The organism is Marinobacter sp. 1-4A (assembly GCF_016597725.1).
Lineage (GTDB): Bacteria > Pseudomonadota > Gammaproteobacteria > Pseudomonadales > Oleiphilaceae > Marinobacter.
On the sequence record NZ_VCGY01000003.1, the window covers coordinates 280,199 to 306,796 of the forward strand.

The window sequence follows — 26,598 nt, forward strand, 5'->3', positions numbered from 1 at the left end:
GCTCAGGGCAATGATGCCGTTAACCAAGCTGCATCATTGCCCGCTCCAACCGTTCCCAGTCTCGGTTGCTCGCGGGTAGCCCGAACCGCAGCATTTCTGGCTGCTCGAAATAACGAACCAACAGGCCATTGCGCGCAAAACCTTCCGCCACTGCTTGTGCCTGACCTGCCCAGACTGTCTGAAACAACGGGCTACCACCAACAAGTGTAAAACCAACCTTCTGGAGCATGCTTCGCAACCGATCAGAGTCCCTTCGTAATCTGTGCAAGGTTTGCCGCTGCCAGTTGTAATCGCTCAGTGCCTTCTGCGTCACGTAACGCGCCGGCCCGCTCAGCGACCATGGGCCTAAAACGCTCTGCAAGGAGCTAGCCACTGCCGCGTCCGCCAGCACAAACCCGGCGCGCGCGCCCGCCAACCCGAAAAACTTTCCCAACGACCGCAGAACGATCAAACCTGGCGCCCCGGCTTGATGAGCCACACTGAACGCGGGCGTAGCATCCATAAATGCTTCATCAACAATCAGCCAACCGCCACGCTTTTGTAGCCGCCGATGCCAGCGCAATAACGTAGAGGGCGGTATGATTTCTCCGGTGGGATTGTTGGGGTTAATCCACACCATCACATCTAGCTGATCCAGCCAGCGATCATCGCAACCCGGTGCTCCGCCACAGGTTTGCCTCGGGCCAATAGGAACAACCCTATGGCCCGCTTCCCGCCAGTTGTACCCGTGCTCGCGATACCCGGGCACGGGTATACCCACACGGCAGGGTTTACGTAACCTCGGCAGCGCCATGATCGCCGCCTGACTGCCGGGCACAGGCACGCAACCAGCTGAAGACGGCGCTCCTGACCACTGCAAAACCGTTGCTTCTAGCCCATCACCGGCTTCTGGCAATCTCTGCCATAACGCCGCCGGTATCTCAGGCACTGGCCAGCCAATGGGATTGATACCGGTAGACAGATCGAGCCACTGCGCACGGGGAATACCCCAGCGCTCCGCCGCTTTGTTTAAGCGCCCGCCATGCTCCAGCATCATTGTAAGCACACCAGCAAAATCAAAAGTGCCGTAGCTACCAGAATGACGCCAAGCCAAAGCCAAACGCCGCGCTGCACCAAACCAATCGCACCGTCTACACTGTCTGAACTTGCATTCTGGGTGCCTCCCAAAACAGGGCGATGTTTAACCCCCGAGGGATAGGGCGAAGGGCCGCCAAGCCGAACATTCAGTGCACCTGCACCTGCCGCCATAACAGGCCCGGCATTGGGACTGTCCCACTGTGGTGCTTGTTTTTGCCAGCACCGCCAAGCCAACTTCCTTTGGCCCAACAGCGTATAAGTAAGCGCTGTCAGGCGGGCGGGCACCCAACCCATGAGGTCGTCGAGCCGTGCTGCCACTCGGCCAAAATAAAGAAACCGTGGCGTGCGATAGCCCCACATGGCATCCAGAGTGTTTACCATTCTATGCAGTATTACCCCAGGCATTCCCGCAACCAGAAACCAAAACAAACTGGCAAACACGGCGTCTGCACCGTTTTCTAACATAGATTCGGTTGCTGCGGCCGCTACGCCTTGCTCATCCAAGGCGCTGGCCTTACGGCTTACAATACGGCTCACTTGATCCCGGGCTTTTTCAAGATCGCCGTCACTCAGGGGTTCCGCGACAGCCTTGCCATGCTCTGCCAGCCCTCGCAAAGAGATAGCCAACCACAGGGCTACCGCCTGTACCAGCATCAGCAAAACACCATCAAGCTTCACCGATAACCAGATAACGAGTCCCAGCAAAGGCGCCGTGAGCAAGAACACCGAAAACAATCCCGCCAACAAGCTTCGAAAGGGGTCTTGAGGGGCGGTATTAAGCCGCTTTTCCAGCGCAGTGGCCAAGCGCCCGAACCCGACTACCGGGTGCCAGCGACACGGCTCACCCAGCCGAACATCAAGGGCCAGGGCAAGCACACAGACAATCAATGGAGCGAATAACAACACAAGTATTTCCGGGCTGCTCAGAAGGTGAAGCCGTCAAGCCTACCTGATTCCATCCAGTCGGAGTATGATCCCGCTCCATACTGTTTTGAACCTAAGCCCTGATCACCGTAAAAGCACTCTGCATTACGGTCTATTGATGCATGAAGGTATGTGAAATGTCGTTTCCCAGTAGTTGGACCACGTCTCCCCAGCAGCCCGATGTACGCTTTTTTGAACGGGCCGCCCAACGTCAAAGCATTCTGACCAAACCAGCGGGCTCTCTGGGCAGACTGGAAAACGCAGCCGTTCAGTTGGCTGGCCTGCAAGGAACAGACACGCCAACGCTTGAGCGCATACAGATCAGCGTTTTTGCCGGTGATCACGGCATTTGCGAAGAAGGCATATCAGCCTATCCCCAAGCGGTTACGGCACAAATGATTGCCAACTTCGCCAATGGCGGCGCAGCCATCAGCGTGCTCGCCAAATCTCTGGGCGCGGAACTGGAAGTTATAAACCTTGGCACCGTGTCGGATGTCCCACCCGACCTACCCGGTGTTATAGATGCACGCATCGCCCCCTGCACCCGCAACTTTGCCGCCACCGACGCCATGACCACCGAGCAGGTATGCGCCGCCTTAAACCATGGCGATGCAGCCGCCCAGCGGGCGGCAGACAAAGGCAGCCAGCTATTTATTGGCGGCGAGATGGGCATAGGCAACACCACATCTGCAACTGCCATCGCCAGTTCACTCATGGGCAAAAACCCCATGAAGCTGACCGGCCCGGGCACTGGCCTTAATGTTGCCGGTGTTCGCCACAAAGCCGAAGTTATCATTCTGGCAATTCAACGCCACGATAACGACGATGATGGCGAGGATGCCATTGCTGTACTCAAGGCCTTCGGTGGCTTTGAAATTGCGGCCCTAGCAGGTGCCATTGCGGGCTGCGCCGCACGGTCTATCCCGGTGCTGATCGACGGCTATATTGTATCGGTTGCAGCGATGCTCGCGGTAAGCCAGCAACCCCACATCCGGGACTGGCTGCTGTTCGCCCACCGCTCGGCCGAGCCGGGACACCAAGCGATTCTAGCCGCTTTGGACGCCGAACCACTGCTTGATCTGGGCATGCGTCTTGGTGAGGGTAGCGGCGCGGCTGTCGCCATTCCGTTGCTTAGGGCAGCCTGTGACCTGCACAACAATATGGCCAGTTTTGAAGACGCTGGTGTTAGCAACAAAGAGCAGTAGAAAAAACATTTGGAAAAGGCTCGTACAGCGAACCCTTAGCAAGAGCACCGCCACTATGGCTGATAACACAACCGTATTTGACCTAATTCGCCATGGCGAGCCCGAAGGCGGGCCCATGTATCGTGGCAGCAAAGACGACCCGCTGAGCGAGGCTGGCTGGCAGCAAATGCGCGACGCCATTACCGAAGGCGATGTTTGGGACGCTATTGTTACATCACCTATGCTGCGCTGCGTTCACTTTGCACAGGAATTGTCAGATCGCTACGGTATTCCCCTGCACAAGGATGAACGCCTACGGGAAATCAATTTTGGAGACTGGGAAGGGCGCACCGCGGATGAGGTTATGGCGAGCGATGGCGAAAGGCTCAGCCAGTTCTGGGCAAACCCGGCGGCCAACACACCCCCTGGCGGCGAAACGGCGAGAGCATTTAACCACCGTGTCGTTGAAAGCTGGCAGTATTGGCAACAAGAGCTTGCAAGCCAGACCGTCCTGATTGTTTGCCATGGCGGCGTGATCAGAATGCTCATTGCAGATGTTATGAATATCCCACTGGAACACGCCTTCTCCAGCCTCGCTACACCTTATGCCTGCCGAAGCAGGATACAGGTCGACACGTCAGCCCATGGGCGATTTCAGAGTTTGGTCGCCCACGGCGCCTTCAAGGCTTTAGCACCATAGGCAGACCGGCGACACTCATCACCACCTTGTCACTCACCTTTGCCAAGGATTGGTTCAGCCACCCCAACTCATCGGCAAAGCGACGGGTAAGCGGGTCCATGCCAATGGTGCCCAGCCCAACTTCGTTACTAACAATCACCAGCTCGCCGGGATAACGGCTTACCTCATTTAAGAAAGCTTCCCGCTCACGAGCGAAGGCTTTTTCACCTGCATGCAAGAGGTTGCTTAACCATAAGCTCATGCAGTCTACCAGCAGGCAAGGCGGGCTTTGAGCCAATGCATGGCGGGCAAGCACCGGAGCCAGAACAAGAGACTCTTCTTCAAGACCCCACTGTGCCGGGCGTTGTTGCTGATGGCGTTGAATGCGCAGGCGCATTTCATCATCGCCGGCTGTTGCCGTTGCCAAATACACCACGGAGTTTCGAGTGTCACCCGCCAGCCGCTCTGCAAGTGCAGTTTTGCCGGAACGAATACCGCCTAGAACAAGGGTATGCATGATGATTGATTATTTCCCTGCAGGATAAGCTGGCATGCTAACCGCCCAACACGTCGCAAAGCAAAAGGCCAAATACGCAGCCTTGCATCGACATCGCCTTTCGGCGAAGGTCTCACTGTCTAAACGGCGGTTTCTGCTATAGTTTTGAGCAGGCGTTATCCAATTCCACCCGGGAGACAGCATGCAGGCTGAACTGATCGACATTCGCAACCATCTTATCCAGCATGCCCCATTTGATGACATGCCGGAGGAGCTGGTGAATCAGCTCACCGAAAGCATAGAAATCAGCTACGTTCGGGCGGGAACCCAGATAACAGAGACCGGGCAAATCAGTACCCGAATGTACTATGTGCGTAGCGGTGCCGTTGAAATTTTCCGCCGTTCCGGCGAGCTTTATAACCGTATAGGTGAAGGCGAGATTTTCGGCCAGTTTGGCCTGTTGATGCGGGGTCAGGTCAGGTTTCCAGCCCGAGCCTTGGAAGACAGCTTGCTGTATAGCATTCCCGCCGAAACCTTCCATCACCTGTTTGAAAACGACGAAAACTTTGCCGACTTTGTGGAGATCGAGGACCGGAGCCGCTTGCGCTCAGCCGTCTCCCGCCGGGAAAAATCCAATGCACTGATGACCTCCCGCGTTAGCCGCCTGATTTCCCGTAAAACCGTCTCGGCACCCACCACCGTGCGCCTGCAGGAAGCTGCACGGATCATGACGGATCAGGGTGTTTCAGCGCTGCTGCTGATGGATGAGGAGTGCGGAGATAAGTGCGATAGCGACCGCCTTACGGGCATTATTACAGACAAAGATCTGCGCACCCGCGCAGTCACCGAAGCACTGCCCTCCGAAACACCCATCAGCGAAATCATGACCGAAGGGCTGATTACCATCCGCGCCAGCAGCTACGTTTTTGAAGCCATGCTCACCATGTTGCACAACAACGTGCACCATTTGCCGGTAATAGACGGAGAGGAAGTACGAGGCGTGATCGCCCTTGCCGACATTGTGCGGTATGAAAGCCAGAGCAGCCTGTACTTGGTGAGCAATATCTTCCACCAGCAGCACGTAAAGGGTCTGAAAAAGATAAGCCTCGATGTGCGCGACAGTTTTGTGCGCATGGTCAATGAGGACGCCAACTCGCACATGATCGGCAGTGCCATGGCGGGCATTGGCCGCAGCTTTACCCAACGTCTACTGGAGTTGGGCGAGGAAAAACTGGGGCCACCGCCCGTGCCATACTGCTTTATGGCGTTGGGCTCTATGGCCCGGGACGAGCAACTGGTAGTGACGGACCAGGACAATGCCATGATTCTGGACGACAGCTTCGTGCCGGAAGAGCACGATCCATACTTTCTTGAGCTGGCGAAGTTTGTATCTGATGGTTTAGCAGAATGCGGCTATACCTACTGCACCGGCGATATCATGGCCACTAACCCGAAATGGCGCCAGCCATTAAAAGTATGGCGCAGCTACTTTACCGACTGGATTGAAAACCCCAAGGCACAAGCCCTACTGAACAGTAATATCTTCTTTGATCTGGATGGCATCTACGGCCGCACTGAATTCGCGGAAGATCTCAAGACTCTTATCTGCGAGAAGGCCAGTAGCAGCCAACTGTTCTTAACCCTGATGGCGCGCAACGCGCTCAACCGCACGCCCCCACTTGGTTTTTTCCGCACCTTTGTGCTTGAGGAGGACGGCAAACATCAAAAAACCTTTAACTTGAAGCGCCGCGGCACAGCGCCTTTATCTGACCTGATCCGGATTCACGCATTGGCTTGCGGTTCCCGGGCGCAGAATTCCTTCGAGCGTCTAAAGAGCATCGGCAAAACCAAGCTCATCATGGAGGACGATTTAAGCAACCTGAGAGACGCTCTGGAGTTCATTTCTATTGTGCGCATCCGCCATCAGGCGCTCACGCTAGAGGCGGGAGGCGAGCCGGATAACAACGTGCGCCCCGAAGACCTGTCGCCGTTCGAACGCAGCCACCTCAAAGACGCGTTTCAAGTTGTGAGCAACGCCCAGAAGTTTCTCAGATTCCGTTACAACTCGCAGGCGACGCGGCATGTCTGATAGCGCCTCCGTGCCCGACGGCATCAAATGCCTGCCATGGCCGGAGCAGTTCCAAGCTCTGGCAAAGCATACCAAGGCGCCGGTATTAAAAGCCTTTTACGAAGCCGGTTGCGTTGCTCCAGACACTCCGGTTTGCGACGTGCCCATGGTGGCCTTGGACTTTGAAACCACGGGTTTGGAGTCAGAGGCCCACTCGATTGTTAGTATCGGCTTGGTGCCCTTCACGCTAGATGCCATTTTGCTTAGCCAAGCAAAACACTGGATCGTGCGGCCCAAACTTCCGTTGCACCAAATGTCAGTCACCTTCCACGGCATCACCCACGCCGATATTGAAAAAGCTCCGGATCTTTCAGACATACTAGAAGAGGTATTCGCTAGCCTGAACGGCCGAATTCCCGTGGTGCACTTCCGGCATATCGAGCGGCCTTTTCTCGATGTGGCGCTGCAATACCGCCTGAATGAAGGCATTCGGTTTCCGTTAGTTGATACCATGGCCATTGAGGCGCACCTACACCCGGATCGCCAACCCTCTTTCTTCAAGCGCCTGATTGGAGAAAAGCCGGTATCCATCCGGCTTTCAGACAGCAGAAAACGCTATGGGCTGCCTCACTATGCGGCCCATAACGCTCTGATAGATGCCATTGCCACTGCCGAATTACTGCAGGCGCAGATCCAACATCACTTCAGCCCGCAAACGCCGATCGGCGATTTATGGCTTTAATGGCGATTTAATGGCTTAGGGCTTACTGCGATGCCTCCACCTCGGGAATCCAGTCGCCGTAACCGGCCTCAGCCATGTCCTCTAGTGGGATAAACTTCAGCGCTGCCGAGTTCATGCAGTAGCGCAAGCCGGTCGGGGCCGGGCCATCGTTAAACACATGCCCAAGGTGCGAATCGGCAAAGCGGCTGCGGATTTCAGTACGTTTCATGAAAAACCCGTTGTCTTCCTTCTCGACAACCATGTCTGAGCTCAACGGGCGGGTGAAACTTGGCCAGCCGGTTCCAGACTTATACTTGTCGCGGGAAGAGAACAGCGGCTCACCGGAAACAACGTCCACGTAGATTCCCGGTTGTTTGTTATCCCAGTAAGGATTGCTGAAGGCACGCTCGGTGCCGTCGTTCTGTGTTACTTCATACTGGGTGCTGGAGAGGCGTTGCTTCAGCACTTCACTGCTCGGCTTAACGAAGGCTTCCGGATCGAAGCCCTTCTTCTCTGCCGCACCTGTGTCTTTGGCAGCCTCACTAGCACTGTTATGCATGTTGTTGTCGGGTTTGAACTGGCTGAAGTCCAGCTCATAATCCTCGCCATACACGTCTTCAATGAACTGATAGCGGCCAGAGTTGAAGGTATAGAGTTTGTAGCGCACAGGATTCTTTTTGTAGTAATCCTGATGGTACTGCTCGGCCGCATAAAAGGTTTTCAGGGGCGTAATTTCAATCACCACCGGCTTTTCGTAAATACCGGAAGCCTGCAGCTCTTTCTTAGCCGCTTCAGCCAAACGCTTCTGCTCAGGGTTTTGGTAGAAAATCGCCGGGCGGTACTGTTGGCCACGGTCCACAAACTGGCCGTTGGCGTCTGTCGGGTTCATCATTCGCCATAGGCCCTGCAGCAATCCTTCATACGTAATTTCTTTCGGATCGTAATACACCTGAACGGCTTCTGTGTGCCCGGTGCCGCCGGAAGCGACTTGCTGATAAGTTGGGTTAGGCTCCTCCCCGCCTGCATAGCCGGAAACGGCCTCTACCACGCCGGGAATCTTTTCGTACCCGGCTTCTACGCACCAGAAGCACCCCCCGGCAAAGGTGGCGACCTTCAAACCGGGATCTGTGGGCGCATAGGCATTGGCATTGGCACCATCCATGCCTTTCTCGGCGGTGGCAACGGTGGCGTAAAAGGCGCCGGTTGCCGCGATCAGCATCGCGGCGACCATTGCGAGCATGTTTCGGTTCATAACAACTCTCCTTGGATCAATGTTGAGAGATGGATTAAGTGACGGATTGAGAGACGGGTTAGGGCACACGTTGAAAAAATGTACCGGGCTCAGTCAATAAACGTGTTCAGTCGCCATCGTATCGCCGTAACTTCACTAATTTGTTCCTTAGTTCTTACGAATCTATAACACCGTGGATTCTTTTTTTGCCGAATCCGCCAGCGGCAACCAGAAACAGAACCTTGCCCCCGCTCCCGGTGGGCTTTCTACCGAAACACTGCCGTGTTGCAGTTCTGCCATTCTGCGTGCAATGGCAAGGCCCAGCCCCGCATGGCCACTACTGCTCGCATCCGGAGCCTGATAAAACGGGTCGAATACGTGTTTCAGATCTTGTTCCGCAATTCCTTTACCCATGTCTTCCACGGTTACCGCAACGCCGTCACCGTCTAATGCAACCTTCAACTTCACCTCGCCACCCATCGGTGAGTGGTCAACGGCGTTTCCAATCAGGTTGTCTAAAACCCGCTCGGTCATGGCAATATCCGCAAGCACCATTGCCGGCTGAACACGGGTAATAGTCAGCGCAACATTCGCCTGTTCGGCCCTCGGCCTGTGTTTTTGTACCACATCGTGCAACAACTCCGCTGGCATGAACGGCTCTATAAACGGTTGCCGCTCGCGGGCATCCAGTGCCGCTAGCTCAAACAGCTCGTCAACCAGTTTGCCCAACCTAAGCGTTTCAGCCAATGCCACTCCCAAAAAGCGCTGGCGTTCATCTGGACTCAGCTCCTGCTGCTTCATACCCAGTGTTTCCAGATAGCCCTGAACCGACGCCAGGGGTGTGCGCAAATCGTGAGACACCTGCGCCACCAACTGTCGTCGCTGATGATCCTTATCTTTCAACAACTCCAACTGGCCAGCAATGCGGGCGGCCATCTGATCAAACCGAGCGGCCAAGTAATCAACGTCATCTCCGGGAACATCCGTTTCACCCGCCTTACCCGTACTCTCAGTATCCGGCTCAAACGCTTCCACTCGCGCGGTCAGCCGGGAAAGCCGCCGTGTTAGTAGTCGGAAAAACAGCAAACCGGCCAGCAGCCCCACAAAGAGACTGATTGCCAGAGCACCTCCGCCCATCTGTAAAAGACGATCGCTGTGCACCATGCTCTCGGCAAAATCGTATTCCTCACCGCGCAATACAACGTACAGATAACCCGTTGGGTTCTCAGCGCTGGGTACTGGAGTCACCGAAAAAACTTTCCGACGATCGTGGCTGCGCGGGTCATCGCCCTGTAAAGGGTAGGCATCCGGGCTTTCCAATAGCCGATGAATCGGCTCCAAAGAGACATGCTTGCGCTTGATGCTGGCCGGGTTGGCAGAATAGGAAAGAATACGCCCATCCCAGTCGAGCAAATAGATCTCGATGCTGGGGTTGATGCTCATGTACAGGTCAAACAAGCGCTCCAGTTCGCTGTGGTTGATCTGCCCATCAGTTACCAGGTTGCGATCTGCGACCAGATGGCTGGCCAGATCGCGGTTGAGTTCGTGGCCCACTGCCGCGCTGTATTCACGAACGGAGTACAGGCTCAGCACAGTAAATAGCCCGCCAACAACCACCAATAGAACAAACAGGCTGAGGGCTAATCGCGCGTAAAGCGTTTGAAACAGGGATCGGGTCATGGGTTAATCCAGAAACCGATAACCGACACCCCAGACCGTCTGAACATAGACAGGCTCGGCCGGGTTGGCTTCAATTTTATTACGCAACCGGTTGATGTGAGTGTTTACCGTGTGTTCATAGCCCTCATGGTTATAGCCCCAAACAGCGTCAAGCAACTGTGCCCGGCTGAATACGCGCCCTCGGTGGCAAGCAAAATGCCAAAGCAAATCAAACTCTCGGGCGGTAAGCTCCACTTCGCTCCCGTGTATGAACACCCTACGCCGCAGAGGGTCTATCCTGAGCCCATTCACTTCCACTTCTACAGCTTTTGCCTGTTCAACCGCGCGTGTTGAAAGTGCATCCACCCGTCGGAACAGCGCTTTAATTCGGGCTGCCAACTCCGCAACGCTGAATGGCTTTGTTAGGTAGTCATCTGCACCCATTTCGAGGCCGAGCACCCGGTCCAATTCCGTACTTTTGGCGGTCAGCATGAGCACCGGAACATAACCCGGGAGCCCTCGGATTTCACGGCATACAGAAAGCCCATCCAGCCCCGGCAGCATCAGATCGAGCACAACCAGATCAATGCCACCCTGCTTAAACCGCTCAAGACCGGCATCTCCGCGATCCTCCAATACCGGCTCCATACCCAGATCTTTGATCTGCATGCCCACCAGTTCGCCGATGCCGGGGTTGTCTTCAATAATCAATACAGTTCGTGTCATAAGCGCTGGTTTTGTCCCGGTGGCCGCAGAGTTTCTGTGTTTTTCTATGAGACGAGTCTAGCCCTAAAAGTTCACAAATTCGTCACACCGGCATCAATGGACGCGCTTTTAACTTACAAGCATGTCTTGGTGCCCGTGCCGGCCTTCGCTATGATAAAACGAATGGTCTACGCTGAGTGGGGACTCGAATCTAGGCCGAGTGTCCACCGAATAATTGAGGTGGAGCCATGCCGTTTAACACTATGAATAAGGAGTATTCTATGTTCCACAGTAAATCAATAACCCGGTGGTCACTGGCGCTTGTAGTATCTCTATTGGCCTTTGCAGCCCAAGCAAAGGATTTATCCGACTCAACAATCCGTGCATTTATTGCAACAATGAACGATGCGCAGGCTCTGCAGGATAAGTACGAAGACACCGAGGGATGGCCCGACCCTGAAAGTGAAGAAACGACGTCAATGCCCGACATGACGCGGCTCTTTTCCAGTGGTGTTGAGCAAATGGAGGGCACACCCGCCTATGCCGAGTTCGAGTCCGTGGCTAAGAAGCGGGGCTTCGACAGCCTTGAATCTTGGGCGTCTGTCGGGGATCGAGTATTCGCCGCGATGATGGCTATTCAAATGAAGTCAGAAAGCTCGGGCGTAGGGCAAGAGATGGCGGGAGTCATGGCAGAAATTGAAAACGACCCTAACATGAGCGAACAACAAAAGGCTCAAATGCGGGCAATGATGGGCGCAGCTCTTAGCATTACAAAAATAGCTGACGATGTTCCCGCTGCTGACATCGAAGCCGTCCGCCCCCACCTAAAGGATCTGGAAGCAGCAATGGGTGATGATGAAGACTGGGATGACAGCGAAGACTGACTCTTGCCCCACAAAAAAGCCCGGAGAGCATCGCTGCTTTCCGGGCTTTTTTTTGTCAGCGCACTTACGCGAGAAGGTTGTAGGCAAACACAATCACAACCGCCACCGGTGTAACAAAGCGCAGAAAGCTCAGCCATACAGCAAAGATGCCATCGCCCATATCCAAATCGGCTTTCAACGACTCCTTGGCAACAAACCAGCCCACAAAGATAGCCGTTAGTAGCCCTGACAGGGGCAGTAGGATGTTAGCCGTAAAGAAATCCAACAGGTCGAAAATGGTTTTTCCTTCAAAACGCGCAAACATATCCAGAGGCGCAACATCGGCCCAAACGTTCAACGACAAGATAGATGCGATACCCAGAAGCCAGCAGAGCACGCCAACCAGTATGGCACTGCCTGCGCGCTCCATATTGGTGTTTTCCTCAACCCACTCAACCACCGGCTCCAACAGGGAAATACCCGACGTCCAAGCGGCAAACAGTAGCAATATAAAGAACAGCGTGCCGAACAAACCACCCATGGGCATATTGCCGAACGACAGTGGCAGGGTTTGGAAAATCAAGCCGGGACCTGCGCCAGCCTCCAGGCCATTGGCAAACACCACCGGGAAAATCGCCAGTCCCGCAAGCAAAGCAACAACGGTATCCATCAGCGCTATGGTAACGGCGGTACGCCCAACGGGTATGTCACGCCCTAGATACGAGCCATAGGCGATCATGATGGCCATACCCAAGCTCAGGGTAAAAAACGCATGCCCTAGAGCAATCAGCACACCATCGATGGTTAACGCCTTAAAGTTGGGCGTAAATAAAAAGCTAACTGCCTCACTAAAATGACCTGTTGTTGTGGCATAACCAACCGCAATAAGCAGCAACACGAACAGTGCGGGCATGAGAATGGTAACCGCACGTTCCAAGCCACCCTTCAGCCCCCGAGAGACCACCAGAATAACCAACGCCATGAACAAGGTATGCCATGCCAGCAGTTGCTTAGGGCTTGCGAGCAAATCACTGAACAAGCTACCAATGGACTCTGCAGTGCCCCCGGTAAAATCGCCCACCGCCGCATGGCCAATGTACGAAGCGGCCCAACCACCTATAACGGAATAGAAAGAAAGAATTGCGAACGCAGCAATCATGCCGATAACTGCAGAAATACGCCACGCCGGTGAACTCAGATTGCGTTCGGCAACCAAGCGCATACTGCCAATCGGGTTATGACGGCCACTGCGACCTATGAAGATCTCCGCCATCATAATTGGAACACCAATAACCGCGATACACAGCAGGTAGACCAGTACGAATGCACCGCCTCCGTTTTCACCGGTTATATAAGGAAACTTCCATACGTTGCCAAGCCCAACGGCGGAGCCGGTTGCAGCAAGAATGAAAGCAAAGCGTGAAGACCACAGGCCGCGAGAGGCCCCCGAATCGATACCCGAAGCCGGGTTTGACTGAGACATGTTAAGTTCCTGTGCTTTTGGCTAAGGAATCGCAAGCAAATAGGAGTGCCGCGGGCAGCCCCGGGCGGTTGGGGGAGGATTCTGCCAGCACTAGCCGGGGGATGCCAGTGCTGGCAACAGATTGACGCCGGAATTCCGGCAATCCGGTGTTAGTCGCTTTTACCGAGAAAACGCGAAACCAGATCTTTCAATCCGCGAGACATAGCACTCAGGCTGTCACTGCTCTGTTGGGCAGAGACAGCCCGTCCTTCACTGTGATCCGCAAGCTCGGCAATGCTGACAATCTGGCGGTTGATCTCTTCAGACACCTGATTCTGCTCTTCAAACGCCGCAGACATGCTGATGAAGCTGTCTGAGATTGTTCGGATTGAGGTCACTATATCCCGCAGAGAGCTCTCCGCTTCGCGCACCTTCTCCAGCCCTTGACCGGCCACCGTCTCGCCATCCTCAGTCGCCTGAACGGCAGAATCCACCTGCAAGCGAAAATCATCAATGACGTCTTGAATACGCACCGTGGATTCACGGGTGCGCCGGGCCAGCGTGCGCACTTCGTCTGCAACGACCGCAAAGCCACGGCCTTGTTCACCCGCGCGGGCGGCCTCGATAGCGGCATTCAGTGCCAACAAGTTGGTTTGATCGGCAATATCAGAAATTAGACTGGCCGCTTCGCCTATGCTTTTGGTGGACTCACCCAACCTGCTGATCACCTCACGAATGCCATGGACACGCGTAACCAGCTGTTGGATTGCAACCAGTGCTTCCGAGCTGCGTTCGCTGCCTATAACCGCCAAGCGGTCCGCAGACTCGGCTTCCCGGGCGTTACCCAGCATGGACTCGGTCACTTCCTGAATGGAAGCGGTCATCTCGGTAATCGCCGAAGCGGTCTGGTCGGTTTCGATGCGCTGACGGCCAATAGCGTCCGCGCCCTCGCTTATGAATCCATGGGAAGCACGAGCCTGCTCATAGAGACGTTCTGCTTGGTCATCTATGCGGGCGAGAGCTGTGCGTATCCGGGCATCTTCACTGATCAACAGCAACGAAAGTTGTGAGAAAAGACCCGTCTCGTCGCTGTATGTGCGTGCCACAACCGGGTCGTGAAAAGCTCCAAGGCGCAGTGTCAGAAGGCGCTGTAACCGGTGGATCAAGGTTTTCTGTAATAGGACCGCACCCAGTAGGTGGCCCACTACAATTAGCCCGACAGCCAGCCCGCTTTGCTCTAATCCAAGTGCAGTAAGGCTGAGCGCCAAAGATAGAAACAAGGGCCACCCGGCGCTCGCAACCGATAGCATGCGCTTTCCAGTGCCCAGAGTAGGCTTACCTGCGGAAATACGGCTATAGAGCTTCTCGGCCCGCGCAATATCTTCACGGGCTGGCTCTACCCGAACCGACTCATAACCAACCACCTGACCCTTTTCCCGGATTGGGGTTACGTAGGCACTAACCCAATAGTGGTCTCCATTTTTCGCTCGGTTTTTGACCAACCCCATCCAAGCTTTACCCGCCTTCAAATACCGCCACATGCCCTCAAAAACCGCCTGCGGCATGTCTGGATGGCGGATAATATTGTGGGCTTGGCCAATCAATTCAGCCTTGTTAAAGCCGCTTATCTCCACAAATTCATCGTTGCAGTAGGTAATAACACCTTTGAGGTCGGTAGTGGTAATCAGCCGAGCCCCCTTGCGCATGTTTACTTCACGCTGGGTTACGGGGAGGTTTTTGCGCATGAATTGGCCTGTTACTCGTTACGGGTAGGAAGCTATAAATTTGCCCCACACAATATAGATTCAGCCATTCGATTGATATTCATCAAAAGTAAAACTGAGTAACAGGATTTATCTGAACGATCTTATTCAACAAGGCACGCTGCCTCGCATTACGTTGCCCCGGCAAGGCGCGCACGGGGGTGGAGGCGAGCGTTCACCCAGAGCGAGAACGCAATAATGCCTCCGCCGATGGCGAGCTTGAGAAGGTCGGCATCACGATTCCAAATCAATAGATTGACCAGTAGGCCAGCTGGGACCAGCACGTTATTCATGATGGCTAGCGTGCCAGCATCCACTTTACAGGCGCCACGATTCCAAAGAAACAGGCCAAGCCCCGATGCCGCCAGCCCCAGCCACGAGAGAATTCCCCACTGCAGCGCGGTTGTGGGCAAGCGTTCGGCATTGCCGAATATCATAAAAGACGGTAGAGCGATGATCAGCGCACCTATAAAAAAGTAACCGAAGGTACGGTACGCAGGGATGTCCACCGGGTAGCGCTGCATAACGTGCTTGTAGCCCACTTGGCCAGCGGCAAAGGTAAAGTTGGCAACCTGTAGCAATAAGAAGCCCGTAATAAAATCTTCACTGAGGCCATCATAGCGGATGATACCGGCACCGAATGTCGCAATGGCGGCGGCGACCAGAGCCACGGGAGAGAACCGCCGGAACAACGCGTCGTCTATCAGGGTTACGTAGAGAGGCGTAAATATGGTGAACAGCAACACTTCTGGCACGGTTAAATAACTGAAGGAGCGGTACAGGCACAGATACGTAACGCCAAATTGCAGCATTCCGGTTACCAGAACACCGAGCCGCAGCCCGCCAGGCACACCGCGCCAACGTGTAAAAGGCAGGAAAATCAGCGTTGCCAGTAACACCCGGCTGAGTACCGCGAAATCGCTATCTACTTGCCCGGCGAGAAATTCGCCAATCAAGCTGAAAGAGAAGGCCCAGAGTACCGTTACAAAAACCAGAAGACCCATATTGACTGCTACCCGAATGAATTGGACATGTACTTTAACGGGTTTTAAAGCGGGTTTCAGCGTGTTTTCGTGGCAACTCCCTATGACGGGCGCTGGCGCAATCAGGTAGGATATCTCGCCCCAAAATCAGCCATGAATACCGAATGGCTTCAGCACGTTCTAGCACCTCGGACCGACACTCTATGGATGAAGCCGACCAACCATTGCCGGAAGTTCGCAAACCCCTCATCTCGCGAACCCTGACAGAGTGGAAAACTCTGGCCATACTCGGCGGGCCAATCCTGATTGCCCAGATTGCTCAGATGGCCAACGGGGTTATCGATACGGTGATGGCTGGCCATGCCAGCGCAGAAGATCTGGCGGGTGTGGGCATAGGTAGCAGCCTTTGGATGCCGTTATTCTTGTTTTTCATGGGCATGCTTGGCGCTCTTCAGCCAATTATTTCCGGCTACAACGGTGCCCGCACACCCTCAAAAATAATGCCCGCTACTTGGCAGGGTTTATACATTGCCGGTGTGGGCGCCATCATCATGATTTTGCTGCTCACCAACGTGCACCCGGTTCTTGAAGGCCTGAACCTCGAAGCCAACACCGCGCGCATCACCCAAGGCTATCTGAACGCCTTTGCATGGGGCATTCCAGCGCTGCTGCTAATGACGGCCCTTCGCGGACTAACAGACGGGCTGGGGCACACCCGCGTGATTATGGCGTTTTCGGTGCTGAGTACGCTGATTAACCTGCCGATGAACTATATCTTCATATACGGCAAGCTCGGGCTGCCCGTCATGGGCGGTATTGGCTGTGGCTGGGCTACGTCGATTTCCAACGGGGTTGCCGCAATTGCTCTGCTGACCTATCTAAGCCGAAGCCAACTTTACAAAAAGTTCCACCTTATTGCAGACTGGGCAAAACCCAATGTTCCCCTGATTCGCTACATCCTGAGCATCGGTATTCCCATTGGCTTCACCATTTTTGTAGAAGCCAGTATGTTCTCGGTGATTGCACTATTTCTTGCACCGCTTGGGCCTATTGTTGTGGCCGGGCACCAAATTGCACTGAACGTGGTCTCTCTGCTGTTCATGTTGCCCTTGAGCATTGGCATGGCGCTCACCTTGCGTGTCAGCTTTCTTATTGGCGCTGGCGCACCGGATACGGCCCGCCTTATTTCCCGCAGCTCACTGATTCTGGCTTCTGCGACCGCGCTGGTGTTCGCTATTCTTCTGTTTGTTTTCTCGCGTGGAATTTCTGCTTTGTATACCAGTGATGCAGAGGTTCAAGCCGTTACTATAAGGCTGCTGATGTTTGCGGCATTTTTTCAGGTGGCGGATGTTATTCAAGTCACTTGCATCAGCGCTCTACGGGGCTACAAGGATACGGGCATTCCCATGCTGATCATGCTGTTTTCTTTTTGGGGCGTGGGATTGCCGCTGGGGTATGTGCTGACGTTTACCGACGTGTTAGCACCTGCCATGGGCGCTGCAGGTTTTTGGGTGGGGCTGACGGGTGGTCTGGCGTCTGCAAGCTTGCTTCTGGGTTGGCGGCTGTTTCGTTATCAGCCAACAGCCGCCGACGAAACGCTAGGTGGTTAGTTCAGGTTTGTCAGAAGGTTGGTCAGAGTCATAAGTGGGCATGGTGTCCGAGAATATAACCCGATCCCGGCCCGTCTCCTTGGCCTCGTAAAGAGCGGCATCGGCTCGCTCAAGCCAGCTCTCCACACTCTCGCCGTGTTTGAGCAACGCGACTCCAAACGAGGCAGTAATTGCACCGCCTGAATGCTTCATTTTTTTCCGCAAGACATGCTGAAGGTTATTCATTACCGATAACAGCCCCTCGCCATCCACGCCCGGCAGCAATAACACAAACTCTTCGCCACCAAAGCGGAACAACTGGTCGTATTTGCGGGTGTGCTGTTGCACCAGTGTTACCAGATCAACAAGAATGAGATCTCCGGCCGCATGCCCAAACTCGTCGTTCACCTTCTTGAAGTGATCTATATCCAGCATTACCAATGCATAGGGTAAGCCTGTGCGCTCTGCGTGGGCCGCTGCCTCGTTAAGTTCCTCATCCATAGAGCGCCGGTTTTTAACGCCGGTCAAAGGATCAATAGTCGCCAAATGCTCTAATCGCTCGCGCTGATTATCACTACGAAGGGCAAAAGCGTAAGCCGTGGCGCTTACAACCAAAGCGGTTGCTACAAAAGTCCACATCTGGACGTCACTTCTAAAAGCATCACCTTGAACCATCATGGCGGCAATTGAGCTGACATTCAAAAGGGTGGCAACCCGAGGGCTCACAAGGAAAAAAGCAGTCACCAAACAGGGGTATAACCAGAACAGCCCAACCTCACCAACAACCGCCGCTACTGCAACGGCGCCAGAGCAGGCTACAACCGCGAGAACCATTCCACTGCGTCGCGTATCCCCGGTTACCCAGGCATACGCCATACCGCCGGAAACGATCAACAGGATGGTGGTATCTACAAACCCCGCAACATAATTGCCCTGAAAAAACCGCATAACGGCAAAAGGGGTGATGCCGAGTAACGCGCTGGCACCCAAAATAGTGATAATCGACAATCGAAAGTCGGTTTTTAAGCGCTTCAGCATGCTTGACGCCTTCCTGTCAGGCAGAGTTATCCTCATAAGCATAATCTAGTGTCGAGTAATTAGCGCCAGAACCTACGTTTTTTAACAAAATGACCTTAAAGTGTCATAAAAGATGCCGTTTTTCGGCTAATCTGGCCTTGGTCGGGTAGCCCTTACAAATCGATTACCTTTACTATATCCATAACGTGATTAAAGCCCGACATGCTCGACAGGAATCAATTGGATTTTGAGTGAATTCGTTCGAATAGCCCCAGGTGCACTCACTATAGGCCGCCCGTTACCGTGGGATGTACACGATACCGATGGCAAGGTGCTGCTGTGTCAGGGTTATGTGATCCAAACCGAATCACAGCTTGAACAGTTGTTTGAGCGCGGGTACTTCAAACCACGGGTCATTGAATTGCCGCCAGAGGACGAAGATGCGGCCAGTAACGAGGCCGATAGCAATCCGTTTGCCCGCTACCCGGACTATCTTCACGCTTTAGAAAAGGCACTGGCCAGTATCGCTGCCGGTAACCCCGAAGCCCGTAAACAACTGCAGGATCTGGCTCAGGCTCTGGAACAAGCGTGTACGCTTGCGCCAGATTCAAGCCTCGCCCTTGTGCACCTATACTCGGTTGGACCGACCATCCACGAGCAAATAATTTTTTACGCCATTCTCTGCCAACTCATCGCACGGCAGTTTGGCCTCAATGAACAGCGCACCTCGATACTGACCGAAGCGGCCCTTAGCGCAAATCTTGCACTGGTGCCGGTTGCAGATAAGCTCAACGCTTTCAATAAAGTGCTCAGCGACGAGCAAAGAAGCGTTATTCGCAAACACCCACAGCGGAGTATCCGCGCACTAAGAGCAGTGGGCGTTGACAATAAGTTATTACTTACCATCATTGCGCAACACCATGAACAGGCAGACGGAAGCGGTTATCCGGCTGGCCTGAGCGGCGCAGATATCCGACCGGAAGCTGAAATTCTTGCTCTGGCTGAACGCTACGTTGCCATGATCACGAAACGGGCTTACCGCAAACGAATGAACGTAACAGCGGCACGCAAACTGATCACCAATCTGGCAGACGGCGGCTTTCGGCCAGCTATCCCTAAAGCCTTGCTTCTGGTTCTAGGGGAATACCCACCGGGCACTCTCGTGCGTCTGGAAAATAACGAAGTAGGTGTCATAACCGGCAGGCCGGTACGCGCCAGCGGGCCCTTTGTGCATGTGGTTTTCGACTCTGCGGGCGAACGGTATGACATTCCCCCGCAGCGCGACACAAGTGTGCCCGATTTCAACATTCAGGCAGTGGAAGAGCCAGACATGATGCCCTCCATGAACTTCAGCCAAATTTGGGGCTTTTCGGACTAACCGAAAACACCCCGAGTTTGGTTAACCTCAGCTCAGGCCCAACGTCTTGGCAAGATGACGCAGGTGCTCATCAATAAACGAAGCGATAAAGCAATAGCGGGTTGATCAATCGTCGGCGCTTGTGTGCTTCGAAAGCTCGAGCCCACAGCCGATACGGGCAAGCTCCGCAAGCACTGCCGTACGCGTCACTATGCCGATGAGTTTGCCGTGTTCGACCACAGGGTACACCTTCGGTTTGCCCGAGCCGAGCTGCTGGGCCAAGTCGACAATCGCCAAACCAGGCGAAATAGACAAGGGCTCGTGGAACATAACATCGTCAACAATCGGATCTCCCTCACAGTGGTAGTTGCTTACCAACAGTGCGTGAATACAGTCCTGCTCGGACACAAAACCTAACAAGCGCCGATCTGCGTCAACAACGGGCAGGCCGGAAATATGGTTCTCCAACAATGCCTTAACCACTTCAGTCAAAGGTGTTCCACAGCGGATAGGCTCAATATGATTAGACATAACATTGGAAACTCTAAGGGCACACATGGCTAACTCCTCGCATCGTTGGATATTCCAGCAGCATAAACTGTTCTTGTCCCTCTACTCTAACTATAAACATAGGCAATAGGCGCCTAATCCTCAATTTTCCCCGCCTATCAGTTTACACACGCCAATAACTGACTAAACTCAATCAGTTATAACCCTTGCGGGTAAAACTACAATATCAAGCCATGGCATTCACAAGGAGGCCCCATGGAAGCCATTGAAAGCGTCGTTGGTGCAATTAACGGGTTGGTCTGGGGGCCGCCCATGCTGGTGCTGATTCTGGGTGTTGGGCTATTTTTGAGCCTTGGCCTGAAACTCATGCCTGTACTCCAGATTGGCGCAGGCCTTCGCCTAATGTGGAAAGGCCGCAGTTCTTCAGGTGCCGAGTCAGACGGCGAGATACCTCCTTTTCAGGCCTTGATGACCGCCCTTGCAGCCACTGTCGGCACAGGGAATATTGCTGGCGTGGCAACAGCTATTTTCCTTGGCGGCCCTGGCGCCTTGTTCTGGATGTGGCTGACCGCGTTAGTGGGTATGGCGACCAAGTACTCCGAAGCGGTTCTAGCTGTGCGCTTTCGTGAGGTCGATGAACGCGGCGTCCACGTTGGCGGCCCCATGTATTACATCCGCAACGGCCTTGGCAAAAAATGGGCCTGGCTAGGCGTTCTCTTCGCTATTTTCGCCGCCATAGCGGGTTTTGGCATTGGTAACACGGTACAGGCCAACTCGGTTGCAGATGTTATGGAAGCCACATTTGGCCTTCCCCACTGGATCTCGGGCGTTATTCTGATGGTGCTTGTAGGTCTGGTACTGATTGGCGGTATTCGTCGCATAGGTCAGGTAGCCAGCGCTCTGGTTCCTTTGATGGCATTGTCCTATCTGGTTGCCGGCCTGATTGTTCTGGCCATTAACTACGCAGAAATCCCTGCCGCGTTTGGCTTGATCTTCGAACATGCCTTCAGCCCCATTGCTGCAGAGGGCGGCTTTGCGGGTGCTGCAGTCTGGGCCGCCATTCGCTTTGGTGTCGCCCGCGGTGTGTTCTCCAACGAGGCCGGTTTGGGTTCGGCGCCCATTGCCCACGCGGCTGCGCAAACCAAGAACCCGATCAATCAGGGCATGGTTGCCATGCTGGGCACGTTCATCGACACCATCATTATTTGCACGATCACCGGGCTGGTTATCATTACCTCCGGCGCTTGGACATCCGGCGAGTCAGGCGCAGAGCTCACATCTATGGCCTTTGCTCAGGCATTGCCGGGTGTTGGCGATTATGTGGTGGCCATCGCCCTAGCAATTTTTGCCTTTACCACGCTGCTTGGCTGGTCATTTTACGGTGAGCGCAGCGTCGAGTTTCTGTTCGGTGTAAAGGCCATAGTGCCTTACCGGATAGCCTGGATCATTGCTATACCGCTGGGTGCGACTGTGAATCTTGGCTTGATATGGCTGATAGCAGACACGCTCAACGCCATGATGGCTCTGCCCAACCTGATCGCCCTTCTGTTACTTAGTCCAGTCGTGTTCAGGCTGACCAAAGAGCATTTCGAGCGGGAAAAAGCTGTGGGCTTATAACAGATAGCCGAGGCTTGGTTGTTGACCCTGCAGAATGAGCTGGGTCAACTGCCCCTTGCAATCCTGTTACTCGGCACCAATGATTGTCGTATACACTCAGTGAATCAACTCCGGTAGCCCGCCTGCCGGGATAGCAAACAAAACCAAGAGATGTCGTATCAAAAGGAGAGCGAATATGAGCTTACGTTTAGGAGATACCGCACCGGATTTCGAACAGGACTCTAGTGAGGGCAAGATTTCGTTCCACGAATGGCTGGGTGATGGTTGGGGTGTTCTTTTCTCCCACCCTGCAGACTTCACACCAGTGTGCACAACGGAACTTGGCCTAACCGCGAAATTGAAAGAAGAGTTTGCAAAGCGCAACGTGAAAGCGATTGCACTGAGCGTTGACCCTGTCGATTCCCATCATGAGTGGATCAAAGACATCAACGAAACCCAAGGCTGCTCGGTGAACTTCCCGATTATCGCAGACCACGACGGTAAAGTGGCCGAGCTGTACGACATGATTCACCCCAACGCCGACAGCACTCTTACCGTGCGCTCGCTGTTCGTGATTGATCCGAACAAAAAAGTTCGTCTGATCATCACCTACCCAGCCAGCACCGGCCGCAACTTCAACGAAGTTCTCCGGGTAATCGACTCCCTGCAGCTGACTGACGATCACAAAGTCGCCACCCCCGGTAACTGGGTACGCGGCGGTGATGTAGTGATCGTGCCATCGCTTCAGGATGAGGACGAAATCAAGCAACGCTTCCCTAAAGGCTACAAGAAGGTGAAATCCTACCTACGGATGACGCCAGACCCTACCGCTAACTGGAGCGGTGATTAATCACCAACTCCAATTACTGGATGTTAAGAAGCAGTGAATAAAAAAAGGCCGGGGAGCATAGCTTCCCGGCCTTTTTTATTGCTTAAAACTCTTACATTACAATTACATCGGCAGCATCTGAGTGACAACCCGCTCAGTGCGCTTTTCAATCTCAGGTAGAGCTTCTTCTTCCGTCATGTTCATCTGGTTAGCCCAGACCGACAAGCGAATGCCATGCGGGAAATAATTGCTCTTGCGCGTGGCCGTTGCAGAGCTGGTGTTGCCCTGAGACGTTCCACCACCAGAGATCATTCTGGCATTTCCAGAACCGGCGCTGTCTGACGTTCCACTGCCAGAATCGGTAGCCAACTCAAACGTGACTTGTTGGTTTTGACGCACTTCCAGCACCACATCAATAATCAATGCCCACTCACGAGGACGGGATGCATTGCTAATGCCAATGCCTACCAGACCACCAGCAGCCACGCCACCCACTGCTCCGGCTACGCCGCTATCGGTTGCCCGGGCTATTCCGTAGCCGGTACCTACACCCACTGCGGCACCAGAAATAAGACCCATTGTCCTTGCAGCACCAGCGCCACCGGACTCGGGCTCAACCTCACCAAAGAATCGGGTAGATGCGCGCAGGCGATATTTTGCTGAACTGGGATCGTTTACAACGTTCCAACCTTGCTCTCTCGCAGATTCGCGAAGAAGTTCGCGCAGATCAATGTCGCTGTCGGAAATATTTCGATAAGAAATATAAACGTTTCTGTCAGAAGCAGCGGGCGGCTCTAACTGAGGAGGTGGTACAACCCACAGGGTGCCGCTTCGCGCATCCGCGTATTTATTGGCAGTAATACTACCCAGCTGCCTGGAAACAGCTGTACAGCCCGAGGCCATAACAACCGCTGCAAGCAGTACAATTGCAAATCTGATGTTCGTCATAATTCTATCCCTAAACAAATGACCAAAAAATACGCCAGCTATGTCTGCCAGCAAAGCTCAGGCTGAGATTTTCTTAATCCACCTGACGCCAAAGATAAACATTAAATTCTCTACATACAACTCAGCGGTTACGCATTTTTACGAAAACAATGAAACCGGAGGCGGGGAAACAACGCCCGGCATTCGCCGGGCACTGATTAGAATGCGGGAACGACAGCACCTTCGTACTTTTCTTTGATGAAGTCGCGAACTGAATCAGACTTCAGTGCTTTCGCCAGCTTTTGCATGGCTTCGCTGTCTTTGTTATCTGGGCGCGCAACCAGGATGTTTACATAAGGCGATTCGGAGCCTTCAATGATCAGCGCATCTTCAGAAGGATTAAGGCCAGCTTCTAAGGCGTAATTGGTGTTGATCAGCGCTACATCTACTTGGCCCAGAATCCGGGGCAGGGTTGCTGCTTCCAGTTCCTTGAAATCAAGGTCTTTCGGGTTATCGGCAATGTCACGCGGGGTGGCGGTGATCTTGCTGCCTTCTTTTAGGGTGATAAGTCCGGCTTTTTGCAGCAGCAACAGTGCACGGCCGCCGTTGGTAGGGTCGTTGGGGATAGCAACAACTGCACCTTCTTTCAGTTCATCCAATGAGTCGATCTTATTGGAGTAGGCACCAAACGGCTCAACGTGGATGCCCGCAACAGTGACTAGGCTGGTACCACGACCGTCGTTGAATTCATCCAAGTACGGCTGGTGTTGGAAAAAGTTGGCGTCCATTCGCTTCTGGTCTACCTGGATATTGGGCTGAATGTAGTCTGTGAAGACTTTTACGTCCAGTTCTACACCCTGTTCCGCCAGCTGTGGTTTTACAAATTCCAGCAGTTCAGCATGGGGTACGGGGGTTGCGGCTACGGACAGCTTCTCGGCTGAAACTGCGGCTGAGAAAACGGATGCGGCAGCCAGTGCTACCAGAGCTTTTTTGAAGTTCATAAACACACTCTCCTGTTCGTGGTTTTTACTTTGATAAAAGCAGAATTGTTCGCGACGTCCCGCCCGAGCGATGGGGTGCTCCCCGAAAAGCGCCCGTAGATACGTCCATGTAGGGCTCGGTCGCGCCATCCTTGGCGCTCCACGTTTTCGGGGAGCACCCCATCGCTCGGGCTCGTTTGACGTGTCTTCTGAGGGTTATGCCATCGCAGGCTAACTCAGAATTTAAAAACCTACTTACGGCTAAAATACAGAACCAGACGATCACCGGCCATTTGCAGCACTTGTACAAAGATCACCAGCAGTGCCACGGTAATCACCATCACATCGGTCTGAAAGCGCTGGTAGCCAAAACGAATGGCCAAATCACCCAAGCCACCACCACCGATTACGCCAGACATGGCCGCGTAGGACACTAGGGTGATCGCTGTGACCGTAATGCCAGCGATGATGCCCGGAAGGGCTTCGGGCAGCAAGGCGCCGAAGATGATCTGGCGCACGTTGGCACCCATGGCCTGTGTGGCTTCGATAATGCCTCGGTCAACTTCTCGCAGGGAGGTTTCCACCAACCGCGCAAAGAAGGGCGCACCGCCCGCAACCAAAGGTGGTATGGCGCCTGCCACACCCAGCGAGGTGCCGATCAGCATCACGGTGAAGGGGATCATTACAATCAGCAGGATAATGAACGGCACGGAACGCAGAACGTTCACGACGAACGACAGCACAGCGTAGGCCACAGGTTGTTCCAATAACTGCCGTTTACCGGTCAGGAACAGCAAAACACCAATGGGTAGGCCTGCCAATACGCTGAACAGCAGCGACATGCCTACCATTACTAGGGTATCCCAACTGGCTATACCGATTTCTGGCCAGTCCACGTTACTCAGTAAAGCTTCCATCAGAGCACCACCTCCACGTGAACATCGGCCCCTTCCAGCGCACTCATGGCGAGTTCAAGATCGCCACCTATCAACGAAAGGGTCAACTGGCCATATGGCGTGTCTTTGATATGGTCGATTCGGCCGGAAAGAATACTGAAATCCACACCTGATGCCCGGGCCACACTACCCAGCAGGGGTTGGTAAGTGGCTTCTCCCTTAAAGGTGAGGCGCAGAATGCGTCCGTTGGCCTTTTGCAGGTCTTCCTGCATCTCCTCGCTGTCGATACTTTCGCTCTCAAACACGAAATCCCGGGTAGTGGGGTGTTTCGGATGCAGGAACACATCGCTTACAGCACCCATTTCCACAACACGCCCGGCGTCCATAACGGCAACCCTGTCACACACACGGCGCACCACGTCCATTTCATGGGTGATGAGTACGATAGTAAGCCCGAGCTCTTTGTTGATTTCCGCCAGTAGGCGCAGCACCGACTGGGTGGTTTGCGGGTCGAGGGCGCTGGTGGCTTCGTCGCACAGCAATATTGTTGGTCTGCAGGCCAGTGCCCGAGCAATGCCCACACGCTGCTTCTGACCACCGGAAAGCTGGGACGGGTACTTGGTGGCATGGTCGGTAAGGCTGACCCGGGCCAACAGTTCCTGCACTCGTTCTCGGATTTCTGTTTTGGAATAGATACCCGCCAACTTCATAGGGAAGGCGATATTATCCGATACTGTTTTTGAGGAGAGCAGGTTGAAGTGCTGGAAGATCATACCGACTTTGCGGCGAAAGGCGCGCAACTCAGCCGCGTTGTAGCGGGTAATATTCTCGCCATCAATTAGAATATCGCCACCGGTCGGCGGTTCCAGCAGATTGATCAGACGCACCAGAGTGGATTTTCCCGCCCCGGAATGCCCAACAATACCGAACACCTCGCCGGTTTCAATGGTCATATCAGTCGGGTGCAGGGCGGGGATCGCCCGGCCGTCCACCTGATACGACTTCTGTACCTGGTCAAATACAATCACGATCAGCGCCTTGTGGGTGCAGGAATAAAGCGGGCGATTATAGCCTATTCACCG

Annotated in this window: 24 protein-coding genes; 9 read left to right on the forward strand and 15 right to left on the reverse strand. The window is 54.1% G+C overall.

Features of this window, described 5'->3' with window-relative positions; genetic code table 11:
* Positions 1-19: 19 nt before the first annotated feature.
* Together cobD and cbiB are read right to left on the reverse strand one after the other, a co-directional pair.
* The gene (gene cobD, locus FE845_RS08325; RefSeq protein WP_200363961.1) at positions 20-1,033 is read right to left on the reverse strand and encodes a threonine-phosphate decarboxylase CobD; all 1,014 of its coding nucleotides are present in this window, start codon (positions 1,031-1,033) and stop codon (positions 20-22) included.
* Positions 1,033-1,983, reverse strand: coding sequence for an adenosylcobinamide-phosphate synthase CbiB (gene cbiB, locus FE845_RS08330; protein ID WP_200363366.1), 951 nt, complete (start codon positions 1,981-1,983; stop codon positions 1,033-1,035). The genes cobD and cbiB overlap by 1 nt, the downstream gene beginning before the upstream one ends.
* A 155-nt stretch (positions 1,984-2,138) precedes the next feature.
* Here cbiB and cobT point away from each other — a divergent pair, with 155 nt between their 5' ends.
* Complete coding sequence (gene cobT / locus FE845_RS08335; RefSeq protein WP_200363368.1) at positions 2,139-3,206, forward strand: nicotinate-nucleotide--dimethylbenzimidazole phosphoribosyltransferase; 1,068 nt, start codon at positions 2,139-2,141, stop codon at positions 3,204-3,206.
* 55 nt (positions 3,207-3,261) lie between these two features.
* Entirely contained in the window at positions 3,262-3,885 is a 624-nt protein-coding gene (locus FE845_RS08340) for a histidine phosphatase family protein (RefSeq protein WP_200363370.1), read from the forward strand.
* Here the strand turns inward: FE845_RS08340 and cobU are convergent.
* Entirely contained in the window at positions 3,866-4,381 is a 516-nt protein-coding gene (gene cobU, locus FE845_RS08345) for a bifunctional adenosylcobinamide kinase/adenosylcobinamide-phosphate guanylyltransferase (protein ID WP_200363372.1), read from the reverse strand. The genes FE845_RS08340 and cobU overlap by 20 nt on opposite strands.
* A 181-nt stretch (positions 4,382-4,562) precedes the next feature.
* On the opposite strand from cobU, the gene FE845_RS08350 reads away from it, so the two are divergent.
* The gene (locus tag FE845_RS08350; protein WP_200363374.1) at positions 4,563-6,449 is read left to right on the forward strand and encodes a DUF294 nucleotidyltransferase-like domain-containing protein; all 1,887 of its coding nucleotides are present in this window, start codon (positions 4,563-4,565) and stop codon (positions 6,447-6,449) included.
* Positions 6,442-7,170 (forward strand): 3'-5' exonuclease, encoded by a 729-nt coding sequence (locus FE845_RS08355; RefSeq protein WP_200363377.1) that lies wholly within the window; start codon positions 6,442-6,444, stop codon positions 7,168-7,170. Before FE845_RS08350 ends, FE845_RS08355 begins: the two co-directional genes overlap by 8 nt.
* Positions 7,171-7,192: 22 nt before the next feature.
* Here the strand turns inward: FE845_RS08355 and msrB are convergent, their stop codons facing one another.
* The 3 genes from msrB to FE845_RS08370 all read right to left on the reverse strand — a co-directional run bounded on the left by msrB (position 7,193) and on the right by FE845_RS08370 (position 10,765).
* Positions 7,193-8,401 (reverse strand): peptide-methionine (R)-S-oxide reductase MsrB, encoded by a 1,209-nt coding sequence (gene msrB / locus FE845_RS08360; protein WP_200363379.1) that lies wholly within the window; start codon positions 8,399-8,401, stop codon positions 7,193-7,195.
* Positions 8,402-8,563: 162 nt separating this feature from the next.
* Positions 8,564-10,060: a sensor histidine kinase gene (locus tag FE845_RS08365; protein WP_200363381.1), complete on the reverse strand. Its 1,497-nt coding sequence runs from the start codon at positions 10,058-10,060 to the stop codon at positions 8,564-8,566.
* Between the two features lie 3 nt (positions 10,061-10,063).
* Positions 10,064-10,765, reverse strand: a complete 702-nt coding sequence (locus tag FE845_RS08370; RefSeq protein WP_200363383.1) for a response regulator transcription factor — start codon at positions 10,763-10,765, stop codon at positions 10,064-10,066.
* Positions 10,766-11,025: 260 nt separating this feature from the next.
* Between FE845_RS08370 and FE845_RS08375 the strand changes: the two genes are divergently transcribed.
* Positions 11,026-11,628 carry a hypothetical protein gene (locus FE845_RS08375; protein WP_200363385.1) on the forward strand — a complete coding sequence of 201 codons (603 nt, stop codon included), beginning with the start codon at positions 11,026-11,028 and terminating at the stop codon, positions 11,626-11,628.
* A 64-nt stretch (positions 11,629-11,692) separates the two neighbouring features.
* On the opposite strand, the gene FE845_RS08380 is transcribed toward FE845_RS08375, so the two are convergent.
* From FE845_RS08380 to FE845_RS08390, 3 genes are all read right to left on the reverse strand, one after another.
* On the reverse strand, positions 11,693-13,090 hold the full coding sequence (locus FE845_RS08380) for a sodium-dependent transporter (protein ID WP_200363387.1): 1,398 nt from the start codon (positions 13,088-13,090) through the stop codon (positions 11,693-11,695).
* A gap of 149 nt (positions 13,091-13,239) precedes the next feature.
* The gene (locus FE845_RS08385; protein WP_200363389.1) at positions 13,240-14,814 is read right to left on the reverse strand and encodes a PAS domain-containing methyl-accepting chemotaxis protein; all 1,575 of its coding nucleotides are present in this window, start codon (positions 14,812-14,814) and stop codon (positions 13,240-13,242) included.
* A 149-nt stretch (positions 14,815-14,963) separates the two neighbouring features.
* Positions 14,964-15,836, reverse strand: coding sequence for a carboxylate/amino acid/amine transporter (locus FE845_RS08390; protein WP_200363391.1), 873 nt, complete (start codon positions 15,834-15,836; stop codon positions 14,964-14,966).
* A gap of 182 nt (positions 15,837-16,018) precedes the next feature.
* Between FE845_RS08390 and FE845_RS08395 the strand changes: the two genes are divergently transcribed.
* Positions 16,019-17,425 (forward strand): MATE family efflux transporter, encoded by a 1,407-nt coding sequence (locus FE845_RS08395; protein ID WP_200363964.1) that lies wholly within the window; start codon positions 16,019-16,021, stop codon positions 17,423-17,425.
* Here the strand turns inward: FE845_RS08395 and FE845_RS08400 are convergent.
* Positions 17,414-18,442 (reverse strand): GGDEF domain-containing protein, encoded by a 1,029-nt coding sequence (locus FE845_RS08400; RefSeq protein ID WP_200363393.1) that lies wholly within the window; start codon positions 18,440-18,442, stop codon positions 17,414-17,416. The genes FE845_RS08395 and FE845_RS08400 overlap by 12 nt on opposite strands.
* A gap of 226 nt (positions 18,443-18,668) precedes the next feature.
* Between FE845_RS08400 and FE845_RS08405 the strand changes: the two genes are divergently transcribed.
* Positions 18,669-19,799 carry an HD-GYP domain-containing protein gene (locus FE845_RS08405; protein ID WP_200363395.1) on the forward strand — a complete coding sequence of 377 codons (1,131 nt, stop codon included), beginning with the start codon at positions 18,669-18,671 and terminating at the stop codon, positions 19,797-19,799.
* A 105-nt stretch (positions 19,800-19,904) separates the two neighbouring features.
* On the opposite strand, the gene FE845_RS08410 is transcribed toward FE845_RS08405, so the two are convergent.
* Positions 19,905-20,336, reverse strand: a complete 432-nt coding sequence (locus FE845_RS08410) for a CBS domain-containing protein (RefSeq protein ID WP_200363397.1) — start codon at positions 20,334-20,336, stop codon at positions 19,905-19,907.
* A 207-nt stretch (positions 20,337-20,543) separates the two neighbouring features.
* On the opposite strand from FE845_RS08410, the gene FE845_RS08415 reads away from it, so the two are divergent.
* A complete protein-coding gene (locus FE845_RS08415) occupies positions 20,544-21,905 on the forward strand; it encodes an alanine/glycine:cation symporter family protein (RefSeq protein ID WP_200363399.1) in 1,362 nt (453 codons plus the stop codon).
* Positions 21,906-22,080: 175 nt separating this feature from the next.
* On the forward strand, positions 22,081-22,734 hold the full coding sequence (locus FE845_RS08420; RefSeq protein WP_200363402.1) for a peroxiredoxin: 654 nt from the start codon (positions 22,081-22,083) through the stop codon (positions 22,732-22,734).
* Positions 22,735-22,836: 102 nt separating this feature from the next.
* On the opposite strand, the gene traT is transcribed toward FE845_RS08420, so the two are convergent.
* From traT to FE845_RS08440, 4 genes are all read right to left on the reverse strand, one after another.
* On the reverse strand, positions 22,837-23,661 hold the full coding sequence (traT, locus tag FE845_RS08425) for a complement resistance protein TraT (protein ID WP_200363404.1): 825 nt from the start codon (positions 23,659-23,661) through the stop codon (positions 22,837-22,839).
* Positions 23,662-23,858: 197 nt separating this feature from the next.
* Positions 23,859-24,641, reverse strand: coding sequence for a MetQ/NlpA family ABC transporter substrate-binding protein (locus tag FE845_RS08430; protein WP_200363406.1), 783 nt, complete (start codon positions 24,639-24,641; stop codon positions 23,859-23,861).
* Positions 24,642-24,871: 230 nt separating this feature from the next.
* The gene (locus FE845_RS08435; protein ID WP_200363409.1) at positions 24,872-25,537 is read right to left on the reverse strand and encodes a methionine ABC transporter permease; all 666 of its coding nucleotides are present in this window, start codon (positions 25,535-25,537) and stop codon (positions 24,872-24,874) included.
* Positions 25,537-26,544 carry a methionine ABC transporter ATP-binding protein gene (locus tag FE845_RS08440; RefSeq protein WP_200363411.1) on the reverse strand — a complete coding sequence of 336 codons (1,008 nt, stop codon included), beginning with the start codon at positions 26,542-26,544 and terminating at the stop codon, positions 25,537-25,539. The genes FE845_RS08435 and FE845_RS08440 overlap by 1 nt, the downstream gene beginning before the upstream one ends.
* Between the last annotated feature and the right edge of the window lie 54 nt (positions 26,545-26,598).